Raw genomic sequence first — 16,880 nt, forward strand, 5'->3', positions numbered from 1 at the left:
ATAAAGCAGACCAATAATTTGATTTCAAAACACCCGGTTTTGCTACCAAAGGATATACTGAGAGAAGCCTAGCTAAATTAATCTAATAGTGATAAAACATCACTTAAGATCAAATTAACGTGATATATCATGAAAAAAGCTCATAGCCTTCTATCTGACTCAGTATTGGACGACATCAAGTCCGTAGGTTTGCATATTGAGGTGGCCAGACGGCGCCGGAAGAAGACCGCCAAGCTTGTGTGCGAGTCTGCAGGGATAACCCCGCAAACTTACAAGCGACTGGTCAATGGTGACCCTGGTGTGTCGATTGGCGTAATCGCCGCAGTGCTTCACGCGCTGAACCTGGAAGACACCTTGCAGGCTATTGCAGACCCGGCCACTGATAAGCAGGGAATCGCTTTAGAAGTTTCTCGCGCAAGTAAATCTGGTAATGGAGATGACAATGGCAGGTTGGACACCAATTTCTAAAGCGTATGTGTTTACCCAGCTGAAGGGTGAATACGTTGCTGCTGGCGTGTTGGCAGAATCCCCTTCTGGATTTCGCTTTGCCTATGCGCAGTCGTGGAAGACCAACCCCGAAGCTTACTCTTTGGACCCGTTGAATTTGCCTTTAGGTGACCAAGAGTTCAGTAGTCGAAAATGCTGGGGGTGCTTGCTTGATGCTGGCGCTGACAACTGGGGCCAGCGCGTTTTAATGGCGACTCATAGGCAGGTGCCAGCAAATCAAATCGAATGGCTTATATCCGCCCGTGGGACCGGTGTTGGTTCTGTGGTCATCTCAGCATCGAGGCACCAACTGCCAACCATGCTTGCACCGCCTGACTTTGCCTTGGTCTCGGAAATGATGGTCCAGGCCGAGCAGCTGATTCAAGAGGGCAGGGTAGATGAAATTGCCGCTCTTCCTGAGCACATCCAAAAGGCCTTGGTTTATGGATCGTCAATGGGGGGCGCGCGGCCAAAGTTCACTGTTGCTGATGATGGCAGTGAGTGGATATGCAAGCTTAGCCGGTCAGACGATACGTTTAACCAACCAATTGCGGAGATGGCCAGCTTAAATATGGCCACTGACTGCGGGCTTACTGTGCCTAGACATAAGCTGCACATGGTTGGGGGTCGGTCGGTATTGATGATTGAGCGCTTTGATAGGGACAAGGAGGGCTTTAAGCGCCATTACCTCAGTTCATTTGCGCTTCTGAATCCAAATAAGGCTATTGATGGTGACCCTGAAGGCGTGATGAGCTACATACGGATAGCCGATGTTATTGGGAAGGTGAGTGCGGCGCCTGCAGCTGATCGAAAGGAGTTGTTCACGCGGATGGTTTTGAACGTCGCTGTTGGTAATACCGATGATCACCTTCGCAATCATGGCTTTCTTCATGTTGGGGGTGAGCGGTATCGTCTCTCCCCCGTGTTCGACGTGCTACCGCACCCAAAGCAAATAACTCAGATGGCGTTATCCATTGGCAGGGATGGTAGGGAGGCATCATTGGAAAATGCGCTGTCTATGCATGAGCGTTTCGGGCTGAGCAGGGATGAGGCTATAGACGCCATTGATAACGTCACTAGGGTTACTCAGAACGCCAATCAGTACTTTGTTGATGCTGGCGCCAGCAAGCTAGAAGCAGGCGTGCTTCACAAAATCGCGCATGACAAGCTGGTTGCCTATGCTGGTCCAGTGTCAAGCGAGCCTGAGAGTCGGTCATCAAAACGTGCAGGACCAGCACCACGTTAATGCTGGTCCTTGGGGGCCGGTTAGCCTAAGCGGGTATGACCGGCAGATACCTTGACGTTTAACACCGCACCTTCAGCAACTGAGACCAGTCTGTCATGTACGCGGGAGATAAATACTCCCGGCGCATGCCCCAGCCTGGCTCGGGGTTCGTCCGCGCAAAGCGAATGCTGCCGCGCCCCATCTTCCGGTTGATCTGATCAAGCGTGCTCATCACTCTTTGGCTGGCGCCTGAGTCACCTTCATTGAAAAGGTCTTGGGTATGCCCGTGTGCGTCTATTAGGTGAGTGAGCACCACACCAGCTTTAGCGTAAGCATATCCTTCGCGGTAAACCTCCCTCAGACCCTGCTGAGCGACTTCCGTGATAACGCGCGTGTCAGCGCTAGGGTGTGGCAGCTCCATCGTCACAGAGCGTCCATAGCGATTTTCAGGAGATATAAACCAGCTGGTACGGACGTAAACTTGAAGGCAAGTCACAAGGCTTTGTTGGCGGCGTACCTTCTCGCTCACATTGGCAGCGTAGGTAGCAACCACCGATTCGAGTTCGCAAAGGTCATATAGCTTGTTACCAAAAGACCGGGTGCAGGCGATCATTTGTTTTTTGCCGGCGTCATCGTAGAAGGGTAGGCATGAGGCGCCGGTAAGTTCGCGGGCTGTGCGTTCGACGTTCACATTGAAGTGTCTACGGATCTGCTTTGGGTCAGCCTGCGCCAGCATCCATGCCGTTGTAATCTTGTGGTCCTCGATCAAGCGCTTGCTTAGCTTGGCGCCAATACCCCACACCTCATCCACGGGTGCGTACTGCAGTAGCTTGCGTTGTTTCTCAGGGTCTAATAAATCAACGACTCCCCCGGTCTTCTTGATCCAGCGCTTTGCGGCCCAGTTAGCCATTTTCGCTAATGTCTTGTTGGGACCAATGCCTATGCCAACAGCGATGCCGGTACGCCTATAAATCTCTTGCTGAGCAGCTACCGACCAACCGTAAGGATCGGCCATACCGGTTAGGTCTACGAAGGACTCGTCGATGCTATAAACGGCACTTTTTGGCGACATTTCGTCAATGATAGCCATGACCCTATCTGACATTGCCTGGTACAAAGCGTAGTTAGAAGAGAACAAGTAAAGCTCGCCTCTTGTGACCATTGGCATTATCTCAAAGACAGGGGCGCCCATCTTGATACCAAGGGCTTTAGCGGCTGGGTTGCGTGCCACCACGGCTCCATCATTGTTGCTCGCCACAACCACCGGCTTGTCTCGTAGCCAAGGCTTAAACATGGTCTCAACTGCGCAATAAAACGAATTGCAGTCGATCAGCCCGATTTGACTTGCGGGAGGGCGGGGAATGGAGTGTGGTGGGCTGTGTACTGTACGCATGACCAGTATTATACGTGAAGGTTGATCGGTCGGGTGTAAGGTTTCTGTGGCCTCTGCCGATGGTCACCGGCAGCTGCCCAGAGACATACCGCGCTAGCGACAGCTTGCAACTGGGGATTGGCGGGCTTTATCGCTAAGCGGGCATCAAGCAAGCGTCTTTACAAAGTTGACAGGTGCATTAAACGCACCTAGTATGATGCCAATAGATACCAACTAATCAAGGAAACCGCCCAACCATGAACAAGGCCCGACGCAAGCAGCTGTCTGAAATTACCGAGCAACTGCTAGAGCTTCGAGACCGCATCGAGCAGTTGCAGGAAGAAGAACAGGAAGGCTTCAACAATCTGCCCGAGGGCCTTCAACAAGGCGACCGTGGGCAGGCAATGGAGCAAGCCACCGAGCAGATGGGTACAGCGCTGGACTCAATAGATGAAGCCGTGCAGTCCCTGGAAGAAGCTCAGGTGTGACAGGTACAACTACGAAGGAAAACGTATGCGAAAAATAATTGTTAATCACACAAGCCAAAGCAAATACGATGTAAAAGACCTCGATGGGAAGCCGGTTAAGGCGTTTGAGTTCATCTTTGACGATCATTTATTGACCGTTTTAGAAACCCTAAGCACCGGTGATCTTAAAAGCTATAAGGTTAAAGGCCGTTTGTTTACCGATACAGGCATCGAGTTAGCAAATTGTGATTTAGAAGTAAGTGATGGCGATAAATACATCAGCTATGACGGTTTCTTACGAAATGCAGCTGGTTTTGAGCTTTGTGGTAATAACGACTTCCACTTTGAGAGAATAGCGACTGATCAGCAAAACGAATTAGAGCTTTCTAAATAATGGGTTGTTGTAGGAAGCCATCGCTGACCATCAGCCCGACCAATCTAATCAAACTGCCCTGGTAGCCGGGGCTTCAAGGAATCAACTAATGCACACCAAGAAAGAACGTCGCGATTTTGTTATGTTCCAGCTTGATGGGCTGCTGTCTAATTTTACCAATCAGGGTAAATCAAAATGAAGTTCTACCGGTTTCGCCTCGATCAGTCGCCGGCTACAGCTCTAGAGCTGAAAGCGCTGCGTCGTTTCACATTCCTAGCGATCACTCTTCTAGTGATAGGGGTAATTTCCATTATTGCTTTTGGTAGTGGTACGGAAGTTCTTCTGGTCCTGCCTATAGGAGGGGTACTGCTGATAAATTTCGCAGAAAGTCTTCGTTCTGCCTATATATCCCAAGAGCGCAAGCTTGTATCCATGATCGAAGCGGGATACCTGGACGATACCCACCTTGAATTCATCCAACAGGTCGCAAATCAAAATCGACCCCTGACCTATGGGGAAGCGAAAGGGCTGATCAACAGCGCCTGCATATCTGAGAAGGCACGCTGTCGAGACACCCTCTACGGAACTGGAGCTGAGACGGTGAAAAATACTGGCAATGTTAAGGTCTTCAGACCGAGCGACCCCGCCACCGAGCAAAACGCCGACTGATCTAGGAATTCAATACACGAATCGGCACATAGGAGGCCCAGCGATGCAGCAGGTAAATTATTTCGTAAACGATAAGACGCGGGTATGTCGAGTTTCAAGCGGCCCTGGCAATTCAGAAGTGACAATTGCCGAAGGTTTTCGCGAAGTAACCGTAGACGCCCAGGAGGTCTTTCGCGAAGTGACCAAGGTTGCGCTAGACGCAGGCTGGAACCCTGAGGGGATGGTGTACGCAACATTCATGGCAAAGCACCCCCAATTAGCAGCAACGTAGGCTCAACTTATATGTGCACACTAACCCTGACCGGCGCTCTTGCAGGGTAGAGTAACGCGCTTGAATACCTGCTTAACGCTTTTCTGCTTGTCGTGGAGCTGCGCGCAGCGCCGCCAAAACTGCGCCTTCCAATGCCTGCTGACCAGCCCGGTCATAGCGCCGCGAGAAACCGGCGTAGGTCTCACGTAGTGGTAGCAAAATACGCTCTATGTCAGAGACTTTGCGGGCGTCAGCTTCAAGCTTAGTTTGCCGGTCATCTGCCTCAGCTTTCTCATCAAGAGCGCGCCACTCAATTCGCTGTTCCAGGTTCGCCCACTGTTCTTTGTAGGTTGCTGCGGCATGACCACTGATCTGGGTATCGGTGAACCTCGCCCCTTTGTAAACACCACCAACCGCGCAGCGTTTGAAGGATTTGAAGCCATAAACTCCTGCTTTGCCCAGTTCGCCATTCGTCATGATGGGGTATATCAGCGCACCCATCTTGTTGCCCTCTAGGACGCGGCGACCAGCGAACACAAAGTCTAGCTCTTCCCATTCAGCATTTGTTTCATTCTTGTCAGTCATCTTTACCCCAATAGCCATCCGGCGCTTGCGATTTGTTATTGGCTCAAGGCTTCGACATTGCCTTGAACATAGAGATGGGTGGGGCGCCCTGTTAAGGCGCCACTTTTAAGCTCATCTGCTCGCGTATTGCGTGTTTTCTTCGACCATTAATGTCGGCATAGGAGAACATCATCGCTGTATCACGGTAGCGCTCGAATGTGGCAATCAACTCTTTCTTGGCCCTGGCAAACATTGCCGATGCAGACTCAACCGGGATTAATGGCGAAGGCATAAAAAAGAGGTCAATGGCGTTTCTGATAAGCGCGTAGTCGTTGCACGGCAAGGCTGCTGCGTTCTCTTCCATGTAACCCAACTTAAAGTTCAACACGAGGTCTATGCGCTTTTCGTAGTCTAAAATCAGGTCTGATTTTACTTGATCAAATTGACCCTCAATTGAAGCTTTGGAGCCTTGCACCTGTTGGGCTAGTCGCTTCTTGATGCCAGTTCTGATTGCTTCTTGTTCGCCGCGTTTCATGTTTGCCATCCTCGTATTGAGTATCCATATAGACCTTTGTGTGGCCGTCGAAAAGATAATATTAAATAACGATTGTATGTACAAGCGTAACTTAATATTATGGAGTCATTGAGGCGAAGACATAAAACAGGTGAACCATGACAGCTCAAGCAATCATCCATATTCAGCAGCACCAAGCCCCGTTGAACGGACTGGACCTTTTGGTGAGAAATGCTATTGAGAGCGTCAAAGTAGAGCTGTCCAAAGGTTCGCATCTAGTAGTTGCCTACTCTGGGGGCAAAGATTCATCCGTAACGCTGGCGCTAACATTGATGGCTGCAAGGGAGTGGGTGGAAGAGGGCAACACCTCACCGACCATCCACGTTGCCCACAGCAACACAAAGATGGAAAATCCTGTTATCCACAACTACAACAAGGGCCAGCTGAATAAGATTCGTGCTTACTCATCAAAGCAAGTGCCGGTTAAGGTCTGGTTGGCCGAACCCCCGCTGAGCCAGGACTACCTTGTCTCAATTTTGGGAGGTAGGACGATTGCGTCCGTCGGCAACAATACGAAATGTCAGCAAATGACTAAGGCCTATCCGTTAAATCAGGTGAAGGGCTTTATTAAAAAGTCGATTGCCAGTGAAACCGGCCAGAAGCGCAAAGAATTGCGGATTGTGTCGATCATAGGCACGCGGTTTGATGAGTCGGTCGCACGCGGCAACGCAATGCAACAACGCGGGGAAAGCGCGAGTGAGGCAAAGTCACTCAACACAGCCACTAATGATCTGGTACTGAGCCCGATTGCTAATTTCAGCACTCTTGAGGTGTTTGAGTTCATTGGCCGTGTCACCAGCGGTAAGGTGGCAACCTATGACGACTGGGAAGACCTGCTAAGGGTGTACAGGGATATGAACGGCGGTGACTGTATGGTTGTTGCCTACTTAGCTGAGAAAGAAGCGCCACGGGCTCCCTGCTCGGCTAGAACAGGTTGCTGGACGTGCTTGCGTGTGTCGCGAGATACCTCGACCGAAAACATGCTTGCTGATGAAGGCAACCGTTACGACTGGATGCGCCCGCTCAATGAGCTTCGTGGCTATATCAAAGCGCGACACTTTGATCCATCCGCGCGCTGCTGGTTAGCACGCACAGTCAATGAAGATCGTGGCACGATCAAGATTCTACCCAATGCTTATTCGCCTGCTTTCACAAAAGAGCTGCTGGGTATCATTCTTACCATGCAACGTAATGAGCGTGCATACGCATCGCGTAAAGGCATTGAGCCCCGCTTCCATCTGCTGACTCTTGAGCAAGTTCTCGCTGTCGATTTGCTATGGGCGCGCTATGGGTATCAACAGCCATTCACCGCTGTTCGGATGTACCGGGACGTTGAGGACAATGGGCTCTCCGTTGCTATGCCGGATTACAGTAGCCTACCGGTATTCACTGCAGCTGATGTGAAGTTCACAGCTGAAATGCCTTTCTGTGACCGAGACTACAATGCCGTTTTCAGCGGGCTGCGAAACGTGGCTGCAGCTGCTGCAGACTGTGAAGAACTGAAGACCCTGCGCGATGGTACTTACGCCCTTGAGGCCACCAACGAAGGAGATAGCTTTGACATTGATCACGAGGGTGCCTGGTTGTTCTATGAATTTGATCTGGATTACGCCCTAGAGCGGGTTAGCCTTACCCATGCGCCAGCAGAAGCCATGTTTTATCTGATGGGCTTGGGCACCGTACAGATGTACAAAGGTGGCTACGCGGAGTGGGACCGTATGGTTAGAATGTCAAACCAGATTCATCGCCTGCAGCTTCAGCCGATTCTGCACGACCCAAAAGCGCTATGTGAGCGCCTGCGGGCTGAGGCCCAGCTCGACCTTTTCTGAATGGAATTTTGCATGACAGACACAACGCCGGCACCAATCCCAGTTCAACCGTTGACTGCCGAGGAACATAAAGCACTTCTCCTGCTCATCGAGCCGCATTTAACGACGCGCTATGGGGTTGGGTACAAGCAGGGGCTGTCCTTTCGTAACAAGAAGCCTGATAAGCAGATGGCGGGCTTAGAGAAACACAACCAGGTCATTAGCATGAAGTCTCAGCAAAGTGCCGGCTACCGCGATGCTATTGCGGGGAGAAAGCCGACGCCACCACCACGTAAAACCGAACCAGCTAATGAAAGGCTAGATTTGCGTCTTGAGAGTGCGCGATTGAAACGTTACCAGAAATGCGCCGATTTGCTTGGAGTGACAATGAGTGCGTTCCTGTTAAACGGAGCTGATGCTATGGCAGTCAAAGTTGAGAAAGGGCAGGTGAAGAATGTCAGGTAAGCAAAGCCGCTATCTTCTTGGGCATCTTGGATACTCCGATTTTGCGCGCTTGATGGATGGTCAAGAAGCCATAGTGGTTTTGAATCCTGCTGAAAAGGATGCGCGCGCTGTGGTATCTAAAAGCCTAAAGTCTGCTTTTGCAAAGGTAGGTAAACGGTGTGTCATTAAATCACAGGAGATACTCGTTGAAGCTGAGAAGGGCACTTGGAAGCAGAGCCATTACCTCACCGTGGCGCCTGCTTAGGTTATTGCATATTCCCGAACGGTAATATTCTGTAGGTGATCTGGCCCTGAGGGGTTAATATTCCCGAACGGTAAGAATAGGGTGGGCATCATGCAGACTATTACAAACGTAAAAGACCTTGGGCAGGCAGTGCGCAAAGCGCGTAAATCGTTGATGTTGACCCAAGAGCAGCTTGCGTTTGCTGCGGGGGTAGGTACGCGGTTTATTGTAGACCTTGAGTCAGGCAAAAGTACTCTTTCGTTAGAGCCCGCCTTGAAAGTAGTAGACGCCCTAGGTGGGATCGTACAGCTGGTTGGTATGCCTGGTAATGAGGTGGCTAACGGTGGCTCATGATCTGTCAGTCTGGTTGCAGGGTGAACGTGTTGGGGCTCTGAGCTTGGTCGAAGGCCGCATGAGCTTCCAGTATTCCACCAGCGCCCTGGATAACCCCTCAATACCTGCTTTGTCGATTTCTTTGCCTAAGCGGGTTTCCCCATTCTCTGATAGCGAAGCCAGACCATTCTTTGCCGGTCTATTGCCAGAGGGTGCCCAGCGTGCGCGGCTAGAAAAGATCACTCACGTTTCTAGGCAGAATGAATTTGGCATGCTGAGAGCGTTGGGGGGTGAGTGTGCTGGCGCTGTCACCATAACCCTTGATGCTCGGGCGCCGACTCAAGGCCAGAGCGCTCAGGTGCAATGGCTGAGTGATGAAGAGTTGGGCCAAGTTATTAGAGAGCTTCCACGGCGCCCAATGCTTGCGGGTACGGACGGTCTGCGCTTGTCACTTGCTGGCGCTCAGGACAAATTGCCTGTTGTTTTTGATGGTCACCGCGTTGGCCTACCCCTGAACGGCAGTCCAAGCACCCATATCATGAAGCCGGCAATACGCACCCTTGATGGCAGCGTGATCAATGAGGCCTTTTCATTAAGACTTGCTGGCGCAATGGGGCTGCAAGTTGCAGAGTCACTTGTCCTGAATGCTGCAGGTGAGCAAACGCTTCTGGTTGAGCGCTACGACCGGATACATGAAGAGCTTGGCGCGATACACCGCGTTCATCAGGAAGATTTTTGTCAGGCTCTAGGTGTTGTTTCTGAAGCGAAGTATCAGAGTGAGGGTGGACCGGGTTTCTCAGACGCCTTTGAGCTGCTTCGCAAAGCGACAAGGCCCAGCGTGATGAATGTCCTAAACCTATGATCCTGTTTGCCCTGTTTTGTCGCCTTTGGCCATATAAAATACCCTCAATGATTGATGCTTCTTGGTCTTGATGATTCTAAGGGAAACAAGAAGTGTAAAGTTTAAGATTTGACCTGAATCCCCGCTTTGCTTATTCTAGAAATGTAAAGTTTTGGGATAAGATAATGTCATATCAAGTCGTGGAAATTCGGCTCAATGGTGGTCGAGAAAAGGTTTTGGTGCAAGACCGGGTGCCGCTTTACTACCCCAATCTGCTAGTGACACATAAGTTTCGGAATCGGTCGCCCAACACACAAGATAAGCTTCTAAGACACATCGCACTGTTCCACGAGTTTCTTGACAGCTTGTCCATTGATCTAATTTCACGACTCGAACAGCGCCCAAAATCTGCCTACCTAACAGATAGTGAAATCAGCCGATTCATGGTTGATGCGCACCTCTCAAAGATCACGTTAGACAAAAAGCACGCCGGTGTGAGCTTGCTCGAAAAAGCCTACGAATTCGTCGGCAGTGCTCACGCCGAGCAGCGCTGCGAGACTGTTCGAGATTACCTTGATTTCTTGTACGAAAGGCTAGGCGATGAAGTTACGCGAGAGGATGCTGCCAGAGATCTTAAAAAGCGGTTTAATCGTAAGATCAAGTCTGCTAGACCCGCCTGGAAAAGAACACGGAATGACGAGATAAAAGGACTGACTAAAGAGCAACGGGAATCTTTGCTTGAGGTTGCTCACCCTGAGAGCAATGCCAACCCGTTTACCACTGGAGCTCACAAGTACCGCAACTACATCATAGTGCTACTTGGGTTGGAGCTCGGGTTACGTCGATCTGAGATGCTCCTTATTAAACTCAGCGACATCATGTGGCACATCAATCAGATTGCTATCGTGGGTCTGGAGGATGAATCGATTGATCCTCGTAAGGCTGGACCGCGCCCCAAAACGAATGAACGCATGCTGCCGATACCCGACGAGCTTGCACGGGCTATTCAAAAGTACGTCGATACGTACCGGCGTACCGAGGCCAGCGCTTCTGATGCGAACAACCATCCTTTTCTTCTTGTGGCTCATCATCGCAATGAGGGTCAGCCCATGTCTATTAAAGCCGTCGATGGTTTGTTCAATCGGTTGGGTGAAACAGTGCCGAAGCTGGCAGGGATTCACTCCCACAGGTTGCGCCATGATGCGGTATTTACACTGCTTCGCAGCATGAAGGAGGATCTGGTGTCACCGCCGGAGTAATACTGACCCACCAACGTCGACTTAAAATTGACCCACCTGAAGCAAAATGGCCGCCTAATCAAATGATCAGAGCGGCGGCCGATGTTGACTCAGGAGAGACTCGTGGAAATTCATGTATTACATGGCCAAGGCAACAGCATTCGTGCCATCGCAAGGCAACTCGGAGTATCGCGCAATACCGTACGGCGGTACCTACGAGACCTGACCGTTGTGCCTAGCTATCCAGATCGGGGTCCGCGACCAACGAAGCTGGAGCCCTACAAGCCTTATCTGTTAGGTCGAATTGAAGCGGCCAAGCCGCATTGGATACCCGCAACGGTGCTGTTTAGCGAGATTCAAGCCCGTGGCTACACCGGTGGCATCTCCCAGCTCAAGTACTACGTTGCCGAGTTCAAAACGGTCGAGGCTGATCCCGTCGTCCGCTTCGAGACCCCGCCCGGCAAGCAGATGCAGGTCGACTTCACGACCATTTCACGTCACCGGCGTACGATTAAAGCCTTCGTTGCGACGCTGGGTTATAGCCGCGCCACCTACGTCCGGTTTTCCGAGCATGAGCGTCAGGATGACTGGCTGCGGGGTATTGAGGAAGCATGTCATTATTTCGGCGGAGTGCCTCAGGAGATCCTGTTCGATAACGCCAAGACCATCATGATCGAGCGCGATGCCTACGGCGAAGGCCATCATCGTTGGAATGCGCAACTGCTGGCGACGGCGCGAGATTACGGCTTTATCGCCCGCGCTTGCCGGCCCTACAGAGCACGCACCAAGGGCAAGGTTGAGCGTTTTAATGGCTATCTGAAGAACAGCTTCATCACGCCTCTGGCGGCCACACTGAACCAGGCTGGCCTGCGACTGGATGTGCCCACGGCCAACGCTCACATAGGTCCCTGGCTTGAACGTGTGGCGCATCAACGTATCCACGGCACTACAGGCATTAAACCTCAAGTATTACTGGATCAGGAACGCTTCCAACTCAATCCCTTGCCGTCGCAGTCAAAACAGGCAGTACAGCAAATATCTATCGCCGCAAGGCCTGTGCCCAGGGAGAGCTTCCAGCATCCGCTAAGCACCTATGACCGGCTGCTAGAGGTGCGTCCATGAACCTGCAACATCAGCGTATCCAGTACGCCTGCGCGAGCCTGAAGCTCGATACGCTCGCCAGTGAATGGTCTGCGATGGCCGACCGTTGCGCCTCGCAAGAAGACACCCTGGCTGACTTCCTTGAGCAGCTATTGCGCCTGGAACTGGACGCACGGTCACTCCGCTCCCGGGAGACGTTACTCAAATTTGCCGGCTTCCCGGGGCGTAAGCTGTTTGAGGATTATGACTTCAAGTTCGCCAGCGGAGCACCGCGCAAACAGCTGAACGAACTGACGAGCCTAGCCTTTGTGGAGCGAGCAGAGAACGTCGTGTTCCTAGGCCCCAGTGGCGTTGGCAAAAGCCACCTCGCGATCAGTCTGGGTCACAAGGCCGTCGCCCAGGGCATCAAAACGCGCTTCATTGCCGCCGCTGACCTGATGCTGCAACTGGCGACCGCCCGCAAGCAGGAGCGTCTCGATCAGTACTTGAAACGCAGTGTTCTGGCTCCCCGGCTATTGATTATCGACGAGATCGGCTACCTGCCGTTTGGTCGTGAAGAGGCCAATCTGTTCTTTAACGTCATTGCCAAGCGGTATGAGCACGGCAGTGTCATCGTGACCAGCAACCTACCGTTCTCGCAGTGGTCCCATGCCTTCGCTGACGACACAACGTTGACGGCAGCGCTCTTGGATCGGTTGTTACACCATGCGCATATCGTGCAGATCCGGGGTGAAAGCTATCGACTGAAGGACAAGAATGCTGCCGGTATCGCGCCGATCTCGGCTAGCAGCAAGGATCTATTAAGCAACACTTAATCGCCAAGGGTGGGTCAGTTTTAAACTGGCGATATCGCCGTTAAGTGGGTCAGTTTTAAACCGGCGTTGACATCTGGACGCACTTACTCCCGAAGATCGCACAACGCAAACACAGAAGGTGCTGACCTATGCATTCGGGTGGAGGTCAAACTCCGAGATGCCGGGGCTTTACGGCGCAAAATACTGGAAAGAAGAGGCCGATAAAGCCGTGACAAAGCGTTCAGAGAATTTCCAGCGGATTCGCGAGGAAGTGGAAGACGTTTTCAATAAGCGAGATAAGCAATGAACATCGCACTTACCGCATTAGAAGTGCCTTCAGCCGATAAACTTGATAATTGGCTTGATCAGCCACGACTGGCAAGGTGCGGGACCCTGTTTACTCCTTCCCAGCCGATGTGGAGGCCAGATATGACCTGTGTTTCAGTCAACTGGCAAGCTGCCATAGGCTGCGTCCCTGTTGAATGGCAACGTTGGCTTCATGCCGCGTTGGCGTATCGTATGGCAGAGATAGGACAAGCAACACTGTCTAATATCGCTTCAATATTATCGCGTGCGGCTCAGGCTGAATTAAACCCCTTGAGAGAGAGTCAGATAATCGACTTGCGTGATCGCTTTTCGATTACTGAATTTTCGATATTGGTCAGCTTTGTGGTTTTCTGGCACGACTGCGAATCCCTGCAACAACGTCCGGACCAAGCACTGATCGATGCTTATGCCGCAATGCCGAGGAAAAAGCTATCTGGTAGAGACGTGATCTTGAGTTTGGACCCCGAAGAGGGTCCGTTTACACTCCAAGAACAAAATGCACTGCACCAGTGGTCGCACGAGGCATTTTGTCATGACGTTCTGGATCCCGAACGTTACCTTTATTTACAACTGCTGATGGTGTACGGGCAACGTGGAACTCAGCTACGCAAGTGCGTCTTTGATGATTTTATTAGGACAGAGCGGGGATATAAGATCCGCCTCTTTTGGGCTAAGCAGCGATATGATGACGGAGGCTTCCGTAAAAAATACGAGACCTTCAACCTTGATGCAGATCTGTATGCCACTGTGCAGGCTTATCAGTCGCTCGTGCTGGCCCGTCTTAAATTAGAGTTTCCTGGTCGAGCTGATTGGGATCGAGCAATAAAGCACGTCCCGCTCTTTCGGCGTAAATTAGCTACTGGTACCAGTTACGTCAGCCCTCTTCCGGTCATTACCGACAACAATGACCTTAATTCACTCGAACACGGTCCCAACTCGGACTTTCATGTCACCCAGGCCATCACATTGAACTGGTTGAAGCAGATTGAAAAGATGGACAGCTTTCCGATATCGAGTCGGACCCATAAACCTTTGAGGATCACCCGTGGTCATCGTTTCCGGCACACCCTGGGTACCGATCTCTCAAATGCTGGCTTGGACGAGTGGTCGATTGCCCATGCGTTGATGCACAGGAAAACCACTACGGTCCGCAAGTACCGACAGGTCTCCGCAGAGCTGATGAAGCTGATCGACGCAAAGATGTCCGGTCATCTTGCATTGGTGGTAAATGCTTTCTCAGGAACAATAGTTACGGATCGTGAGTCGGCTAAGAATGGTTTCAGGGCAGATCGTCAAATTCAGGATCTGGCTGTCTGTGGCTCTGATGCGGCCTGCCATTTAGACACTCCTCTCTCGTGTTATGGGTGCAGGAAATTCCAACCACTCCTGCATGCCGATCACGCAGCTTCACTGGAGCGCATGGAGCGCTACCGGGCGCAGTCAATCGATAATGACAAAGTCACTGGCGCGATCTGGGATCGTGCCATCCTCGCCTGTCGTAGGGTCATACTGGACTGTAGGTCGCTCATCTCCAAACGCGAGATCTCTAGAGGCGATGTATGACAAATATCGAGCCGTTCACGCCAAAAAAAAACCTCAAAGCCGCAGAGCAGGTGGATGTCTTTATTGGATGGGCAAAAGCCACTCTTCCCAAAGGTGTCCCGCAAAAAGTACATGCGGGTGTGCGGTGGGAGGCATTCTCTTGGCACGGATGGGGTATTCGAAGTTGCACATTCTACGTACTGGGCAATAACAGATTCGCGAAGGCTGTTGATAAAATACCAATGCAACAACCCTTTATCGATTTTGCTAAAGCTATGATCGTGCACTACCGGATTCTAAATAATAAGAAGAATGTTACTGGCTGGCTTATGGCACTTAAAGCTATGGAGGTAGCGCTGGTCGAGATGACCGGTCGAGGTGATGTGACCCAGCTCAACGGAGCCGTTTGCTACAAGGCTTGTGAGTACATCCAGGCCAATCTGAACAGTAGTCAAACTTGCTATCGAATCAGCAAGTTTCTGGAAAACATCGTTGATTTGATTAAGGAAAAAAAGCTACTAACGACGCCTTTTCACTGGTCCTCGCCGCTATTCCATATATCAAAGGGTACCCTGAAGCAGCAGAGGAGTGACCATCAGACGAAACTCCCTAGCCAAGAGTCGATTAAGGCCTTGGGCGAGATCTTCCATAACGACCTGAACAGCTCGCTAGACATTATCATAACCTCTGCCTGTGTGTTCCTGTTGAGCCAGCCAAGCCGTGTAGGCGAACTGGCTGATCTTCCCCGTGACTGTATCGTCTACAAGACGGGTCGGGATGGCAGTCAACGTATGTTCCTCCGCTGGTACAGTGAAAAAGGGTTTGGCGAGACGCTAAAGCCTGTGGTGACGGGTATGGAGCCTTCCGTAGAACGTGCCCTGAGCTTGCTAAGACCTCTGACTGACGAGGCGCGCAAATATGCGGCTTGGCTGGAGGATCACCCCGACGAATTTCCACCGCACCCAGGGCTGCCCAAAAAGGGACCAGATGATCCACTAAGCTATGATGAAGTCTGCGCGGCGCTTAGGCTCGCCGTCGCTAAGGGTGAGAGCGCTCGGAATAGATTTCATCAAAACTTCCTCAACAAGTTCGCTAAGCGAACCGCGCTGAGCCCTGAGGCGGAGGCTGTCTTTGACGCGATTTGCAGCGGTATTGATACGAGCGAAGGCGAAAGGGTCTATGTGCCTGGTACAACCCGGTACCACATGGAATACACAGATACCTGTGTGATAACGCTTCGCTCGCTGAATGTACTTATGCGGGAGAAGTACCTGCCAAAGAATTTCCCGTACACCACTCCCTTCGAAGAGGGTAAACCGCGACTGAAGTACCGTGACGCACTTTTTACCGTGCGTACGGGGAGTTTGTTCAATAACTCACAAGTTCCTGTTGCGATTGCCCACCCGTTTGGCGTGGAGCTGGGAGCTAATAGTGCTCGCCTTGCTGTACAGCTCAAGGGGGGGAGTAAACGGCGTAGCATTTTTCAGCGGCACGGATATTCTAATGTTAGCGTAAACACTCATGCTTTTCGACACGAGTTGAATACCGAGATGCACCGAGCCGGTCTTTCGCAGCTGTTGATAGACGCGTTTTCGGGGCGCACCTCAATGGGGTGCGTATATAACCATGAAACAATTGAAGAGCGCACTCAGGCGCTCATTACGGTGCACCCTTCAACGAAGAAAAGCAATAATGGCCAGCGCCTTGAGATGCTTAAAACCAACGCACCACTCAGTCTGAGCGATGTGACTGAATTGGACGAAAACGCCCAAGATCGGATCATCCACAAAACGCATCTAGGAATCTGCGTGCATGATTTTAGCTACACCCCCTGCCCAAAGATGGGGGCCTGTTTAACCTGCGGCATGCTGGGGTGCGTGAAGGGCGACGATGTCAAGCTAGCGAACATCAAGCAGGAGCGGAACGCTCTCAAAATGAACTATGAAAAGTCTGTTGATGCTGAAGCACGTGGACTTTTCGGCGCGTCTGAGTGGCGCAAGAAAGCGGCGTTGGATCTATTCAAATGCAACGCCTTGATCGAGACGCTGGAGAACCCTGAAAGGGAAAATGGAGACATCGTGTGGAACAGTGATAACGGGTGGAATTTGACGAATAACGCGGCTGCAATGGCGGGTCTCATTGATCCCCAGACTATCGAGGCTAAGGCCGAAGAAGCTATGCCCTCCCTAACGGACTTAGAGGCACTTATGGAAAAGCTAGAGGGCTAA

The 16,880-nt window shown here is 51.5% G+C and carries 18 protein-coding genes; 15 read left to right on the forward strand and 3 right to left on the reverse strand.

From position 1 onward, the window contains the following. Positions 1-129: 129 nt before the first annotated feature. Positions 130-468: a helix-turn-helix domain-containing protein gene (locus tag AC1XYH_RS19760; RefSeq protein ID WP_483326482.1), complete on the forward strand. Its 339-nt coding sequence runs from the start codon at positions 130-132 to the stop codon at positions 466-468. Continuing rightward, a complete protein-coding gene (locus AC1XYH_RS19765) occupies positions 443-1,732 on the forward strand; it encodes a type II toxin-antitoxin system HipA family toxin (RefSeq protein ID WP_483326483.1) in 1,290 nt (429 codons plus the stop codon). Before AC1XYH_RS19760 ends, AC1XYH_RS19765 begins: the two co-directional genes overlap by 26 nt. Positions 1,733-1,790: 58 nt before the next feature. Here AC1XYH_RS19765 and AC1XYH_RS19770 read toward each other — a convergent pair whose 3' ends face one another. Then, positions 1,791-3,104 carry a Y-family DNA polymerase gene (locus AC1XYH_RS19770; RefSeq protein ID WP_483326484.1) on the reverse strand — a complete coding sequence of 438 codons (1,314 nt, stop codon included), beginning with the start codon at positions 3,102-3,104 and terminating at the stop codon, positions 1,791-1,793. 236 nt (positions 3,105-3,340) lie between these two features. Between AC1XYH_RS19770 and AC1XYH_RS19775 the strand changes: the two genes are divergently transcribed. The 3 genes from AC1XYH_RS19775 to AC1XYH_RS19785 all read left to right on the forward strand — a co-directional run bounded on the left by AC1XYH_RS19775 (position 3,341) and on the right by AC1XYH_RS19785 (position 4,592). Then, positions 3,341-3,571, forward strand: coding sequence for a hypothetical protein (locus AC1XYH_RS19775; protein ID WP_483326485.1), 231 nt, complete (start codon positions 3,341-3,343; stop codon positions 3,569-3,571). Positions 3,572-3,596: 25 nt separating this feature from the next. Beyond that, positions 3,597-3,944, forward strand: a complete 348-nt coding sequence (locus AC1XYH_RS19780) for a hypothetical protein (protein WP_483326486.1) — start codon at positions 3,597-3,599, stop codon at positions 3,942-3,944. A gap of 174 nt (positions 3,945-4,118) precedes the next feature. Further along, on the forward strand, positions 4,119-4,592 hold the full coding sequence (locus tag AC1XYH_RS19785) for a hypothetical protein (protein ID WP_483326487.1): 474 nt from the start codon (positions 4,119-4,121) through the stop codon (positions 4,590-4,592). Between the two features lie 343 nt (positions 4,593-4,935). Here the strand turns inward: AC1XYH_RS19785 and AC1XYH_RS19790 are convergent, their stop codons facing one another. Further along, entirely contained in the window at positions 4,936-5,427 is a 492-nt protein-coding gene (locus tag AC1XYH_RS19790; protein ID WP_483326488.1) for a hypothetical protein, read from the reverse strand. 91 nt (positions 5,428-5,518) lie between these two features. Then, positions 5,519-5,941: a hypothetical protein gene (locus AC1XYH_RS19795; RefSeq protein ID WP_483326489.1), complete on the reverse strand. Its 423-nt coding sequence runs from the start codon at positions 5,939-5,941 to the stop codon at positions 5,519-5,521. Positions 5,942-6,078: 137 nt separating this feature from the next. On the opposite strand from AC1XYH_RS19795, the gene AC1XYH_RS19800 reads away from it, so the two are divergent. The 10 genes from AC1XYH_RS19800 (at position 6,079) to AC1XYH_RS19845 (ending at position 16,880) form a co-directional block, all read left to right on the forward strand. Further along, a complete protein-coding gene (locus AC1XYH_RS19800) occupies positions 6,079-7,809 on the forward strand; it encodes a phosphoadenosine phosphosulfate reductase domain-containing protein (protein WP_483326490.1) in 1,731 nt (576 codons plus the stop codon). Positions 7,810-7,821: 12 nt separating this feature from the next. After that, positions 7,822-8,253 carry a type II toxin-antitoxin system TacA family antitoxin gene (locus tag AC1XYH_RS19805; protein ID WP_483326491.1) on the forward strand — a complete coding sequence of 144 codons (432 nt, stop codon included), beginning with the start codon at positions 7,822-7,824 and terminating at the stop codon, positions 8,251-8,253. Further along, on the forward strand, positions 8,243-8,497 hold the full coding sequence (locus AC1XYH_RS19810; RefSeq protein ID WP_483326492.1) for a hypothetical protein: 255 nt from the start codon (positions 8,243-8,245) through the stop codon (positions 8,495-8,497). Before AC1XYH_RS19805 ends, AC1XYH_RS19810 begins: the two co-directional genes overlap by 11 nt. Before the next feature lie 90 nt (positions 8,498-8,587). Continuing rightward, positions 8,588-8,830, forward strand: a complete 243-nt coding sequence (locus AC1XYH_RS19815; protein ID WP_483326493.1) for a helix-turn-helix domain-containing protein — start codon at positions 8,588-8,590, stop codon at positions 8,828-8,830. Then, complete coding sequence (locus AC1XYH_RS19820) at positions 8,820-9,671, forward strand: HipA domain-containing protein (RefSeq protein ID WP_483326494.1); 852 nt, start codon at positions 8,820-8,822, stop codon at positions 9,669-9,671. Before AC1XYH_RS19815 ends, AC1XYH_RS19820 begins: the two co-directional genes overlap by 11 nt. Before the next feature lie 164 nt (positions 9,672-9,835). Next, entirely contained in the window at positions 9,836-10,909 is a 1,074-nt protein-coding gene (locus tag AC1XYH_RS19825; protein WP_483326495.1) for a tyrosine-type recombinase/integrase, read from the forward strand. An 81-nt stretch (positions 10,910-10,990) separates the two neighbouring features. Continuing rightward, on the forward strand, positions 10,991-12,010 hold the full coding sequence (gene istA, locus AC1XYH_RS19830) for an IS21 family transposase (protein ID WP_483326449.1): 1,020 nt from the start codon (positions 10,991-10,993) through the stop codon (positions 12,008-12,010). Then, entirely contained in the window at positions 12,007-12,804 is a 798-nt protein-coding gene (istB, locus tag AC1XYH_RS19835; protein WP_483326448.1) for an IS21-like element helper ATPase IstB, read from the forward strand. The genes istA and istB overlap by 4 nt, the downstream gene beginning before the upstream one ends. A 282-nt stretch (positions 12,805-13,086) precedes the next feature. After that, positions 13,087-14,673: a tyrosine-type recombinase/integrase gene (locus AC1XYH_RS19840; protein WP_483326496.1), complete on the forward strand. Its 1,587-nt coding sequence runs from the start codon at positions 13,087-13,089 to the stop codon at positions 14,671-14,673. Beyond that, positions 14,670-16,880, forward strand: a complete 2,211-nt coding sequence (locus AC1XYH_RS19845) for a hypothetical protein (RefSeq protein WP_483326497.1) — start codon at positions 14,670-14,672, stop codon at positions 16,878-16,880. The genes AC1XYH_RS19840 and AC1XYH_RS19845 overlap by 4 nt, the downstream gene beginning before the upstream one ends.

It is taken from the genome of Pseudomonas sp. GW-45, from assembly GCF_056896675.1.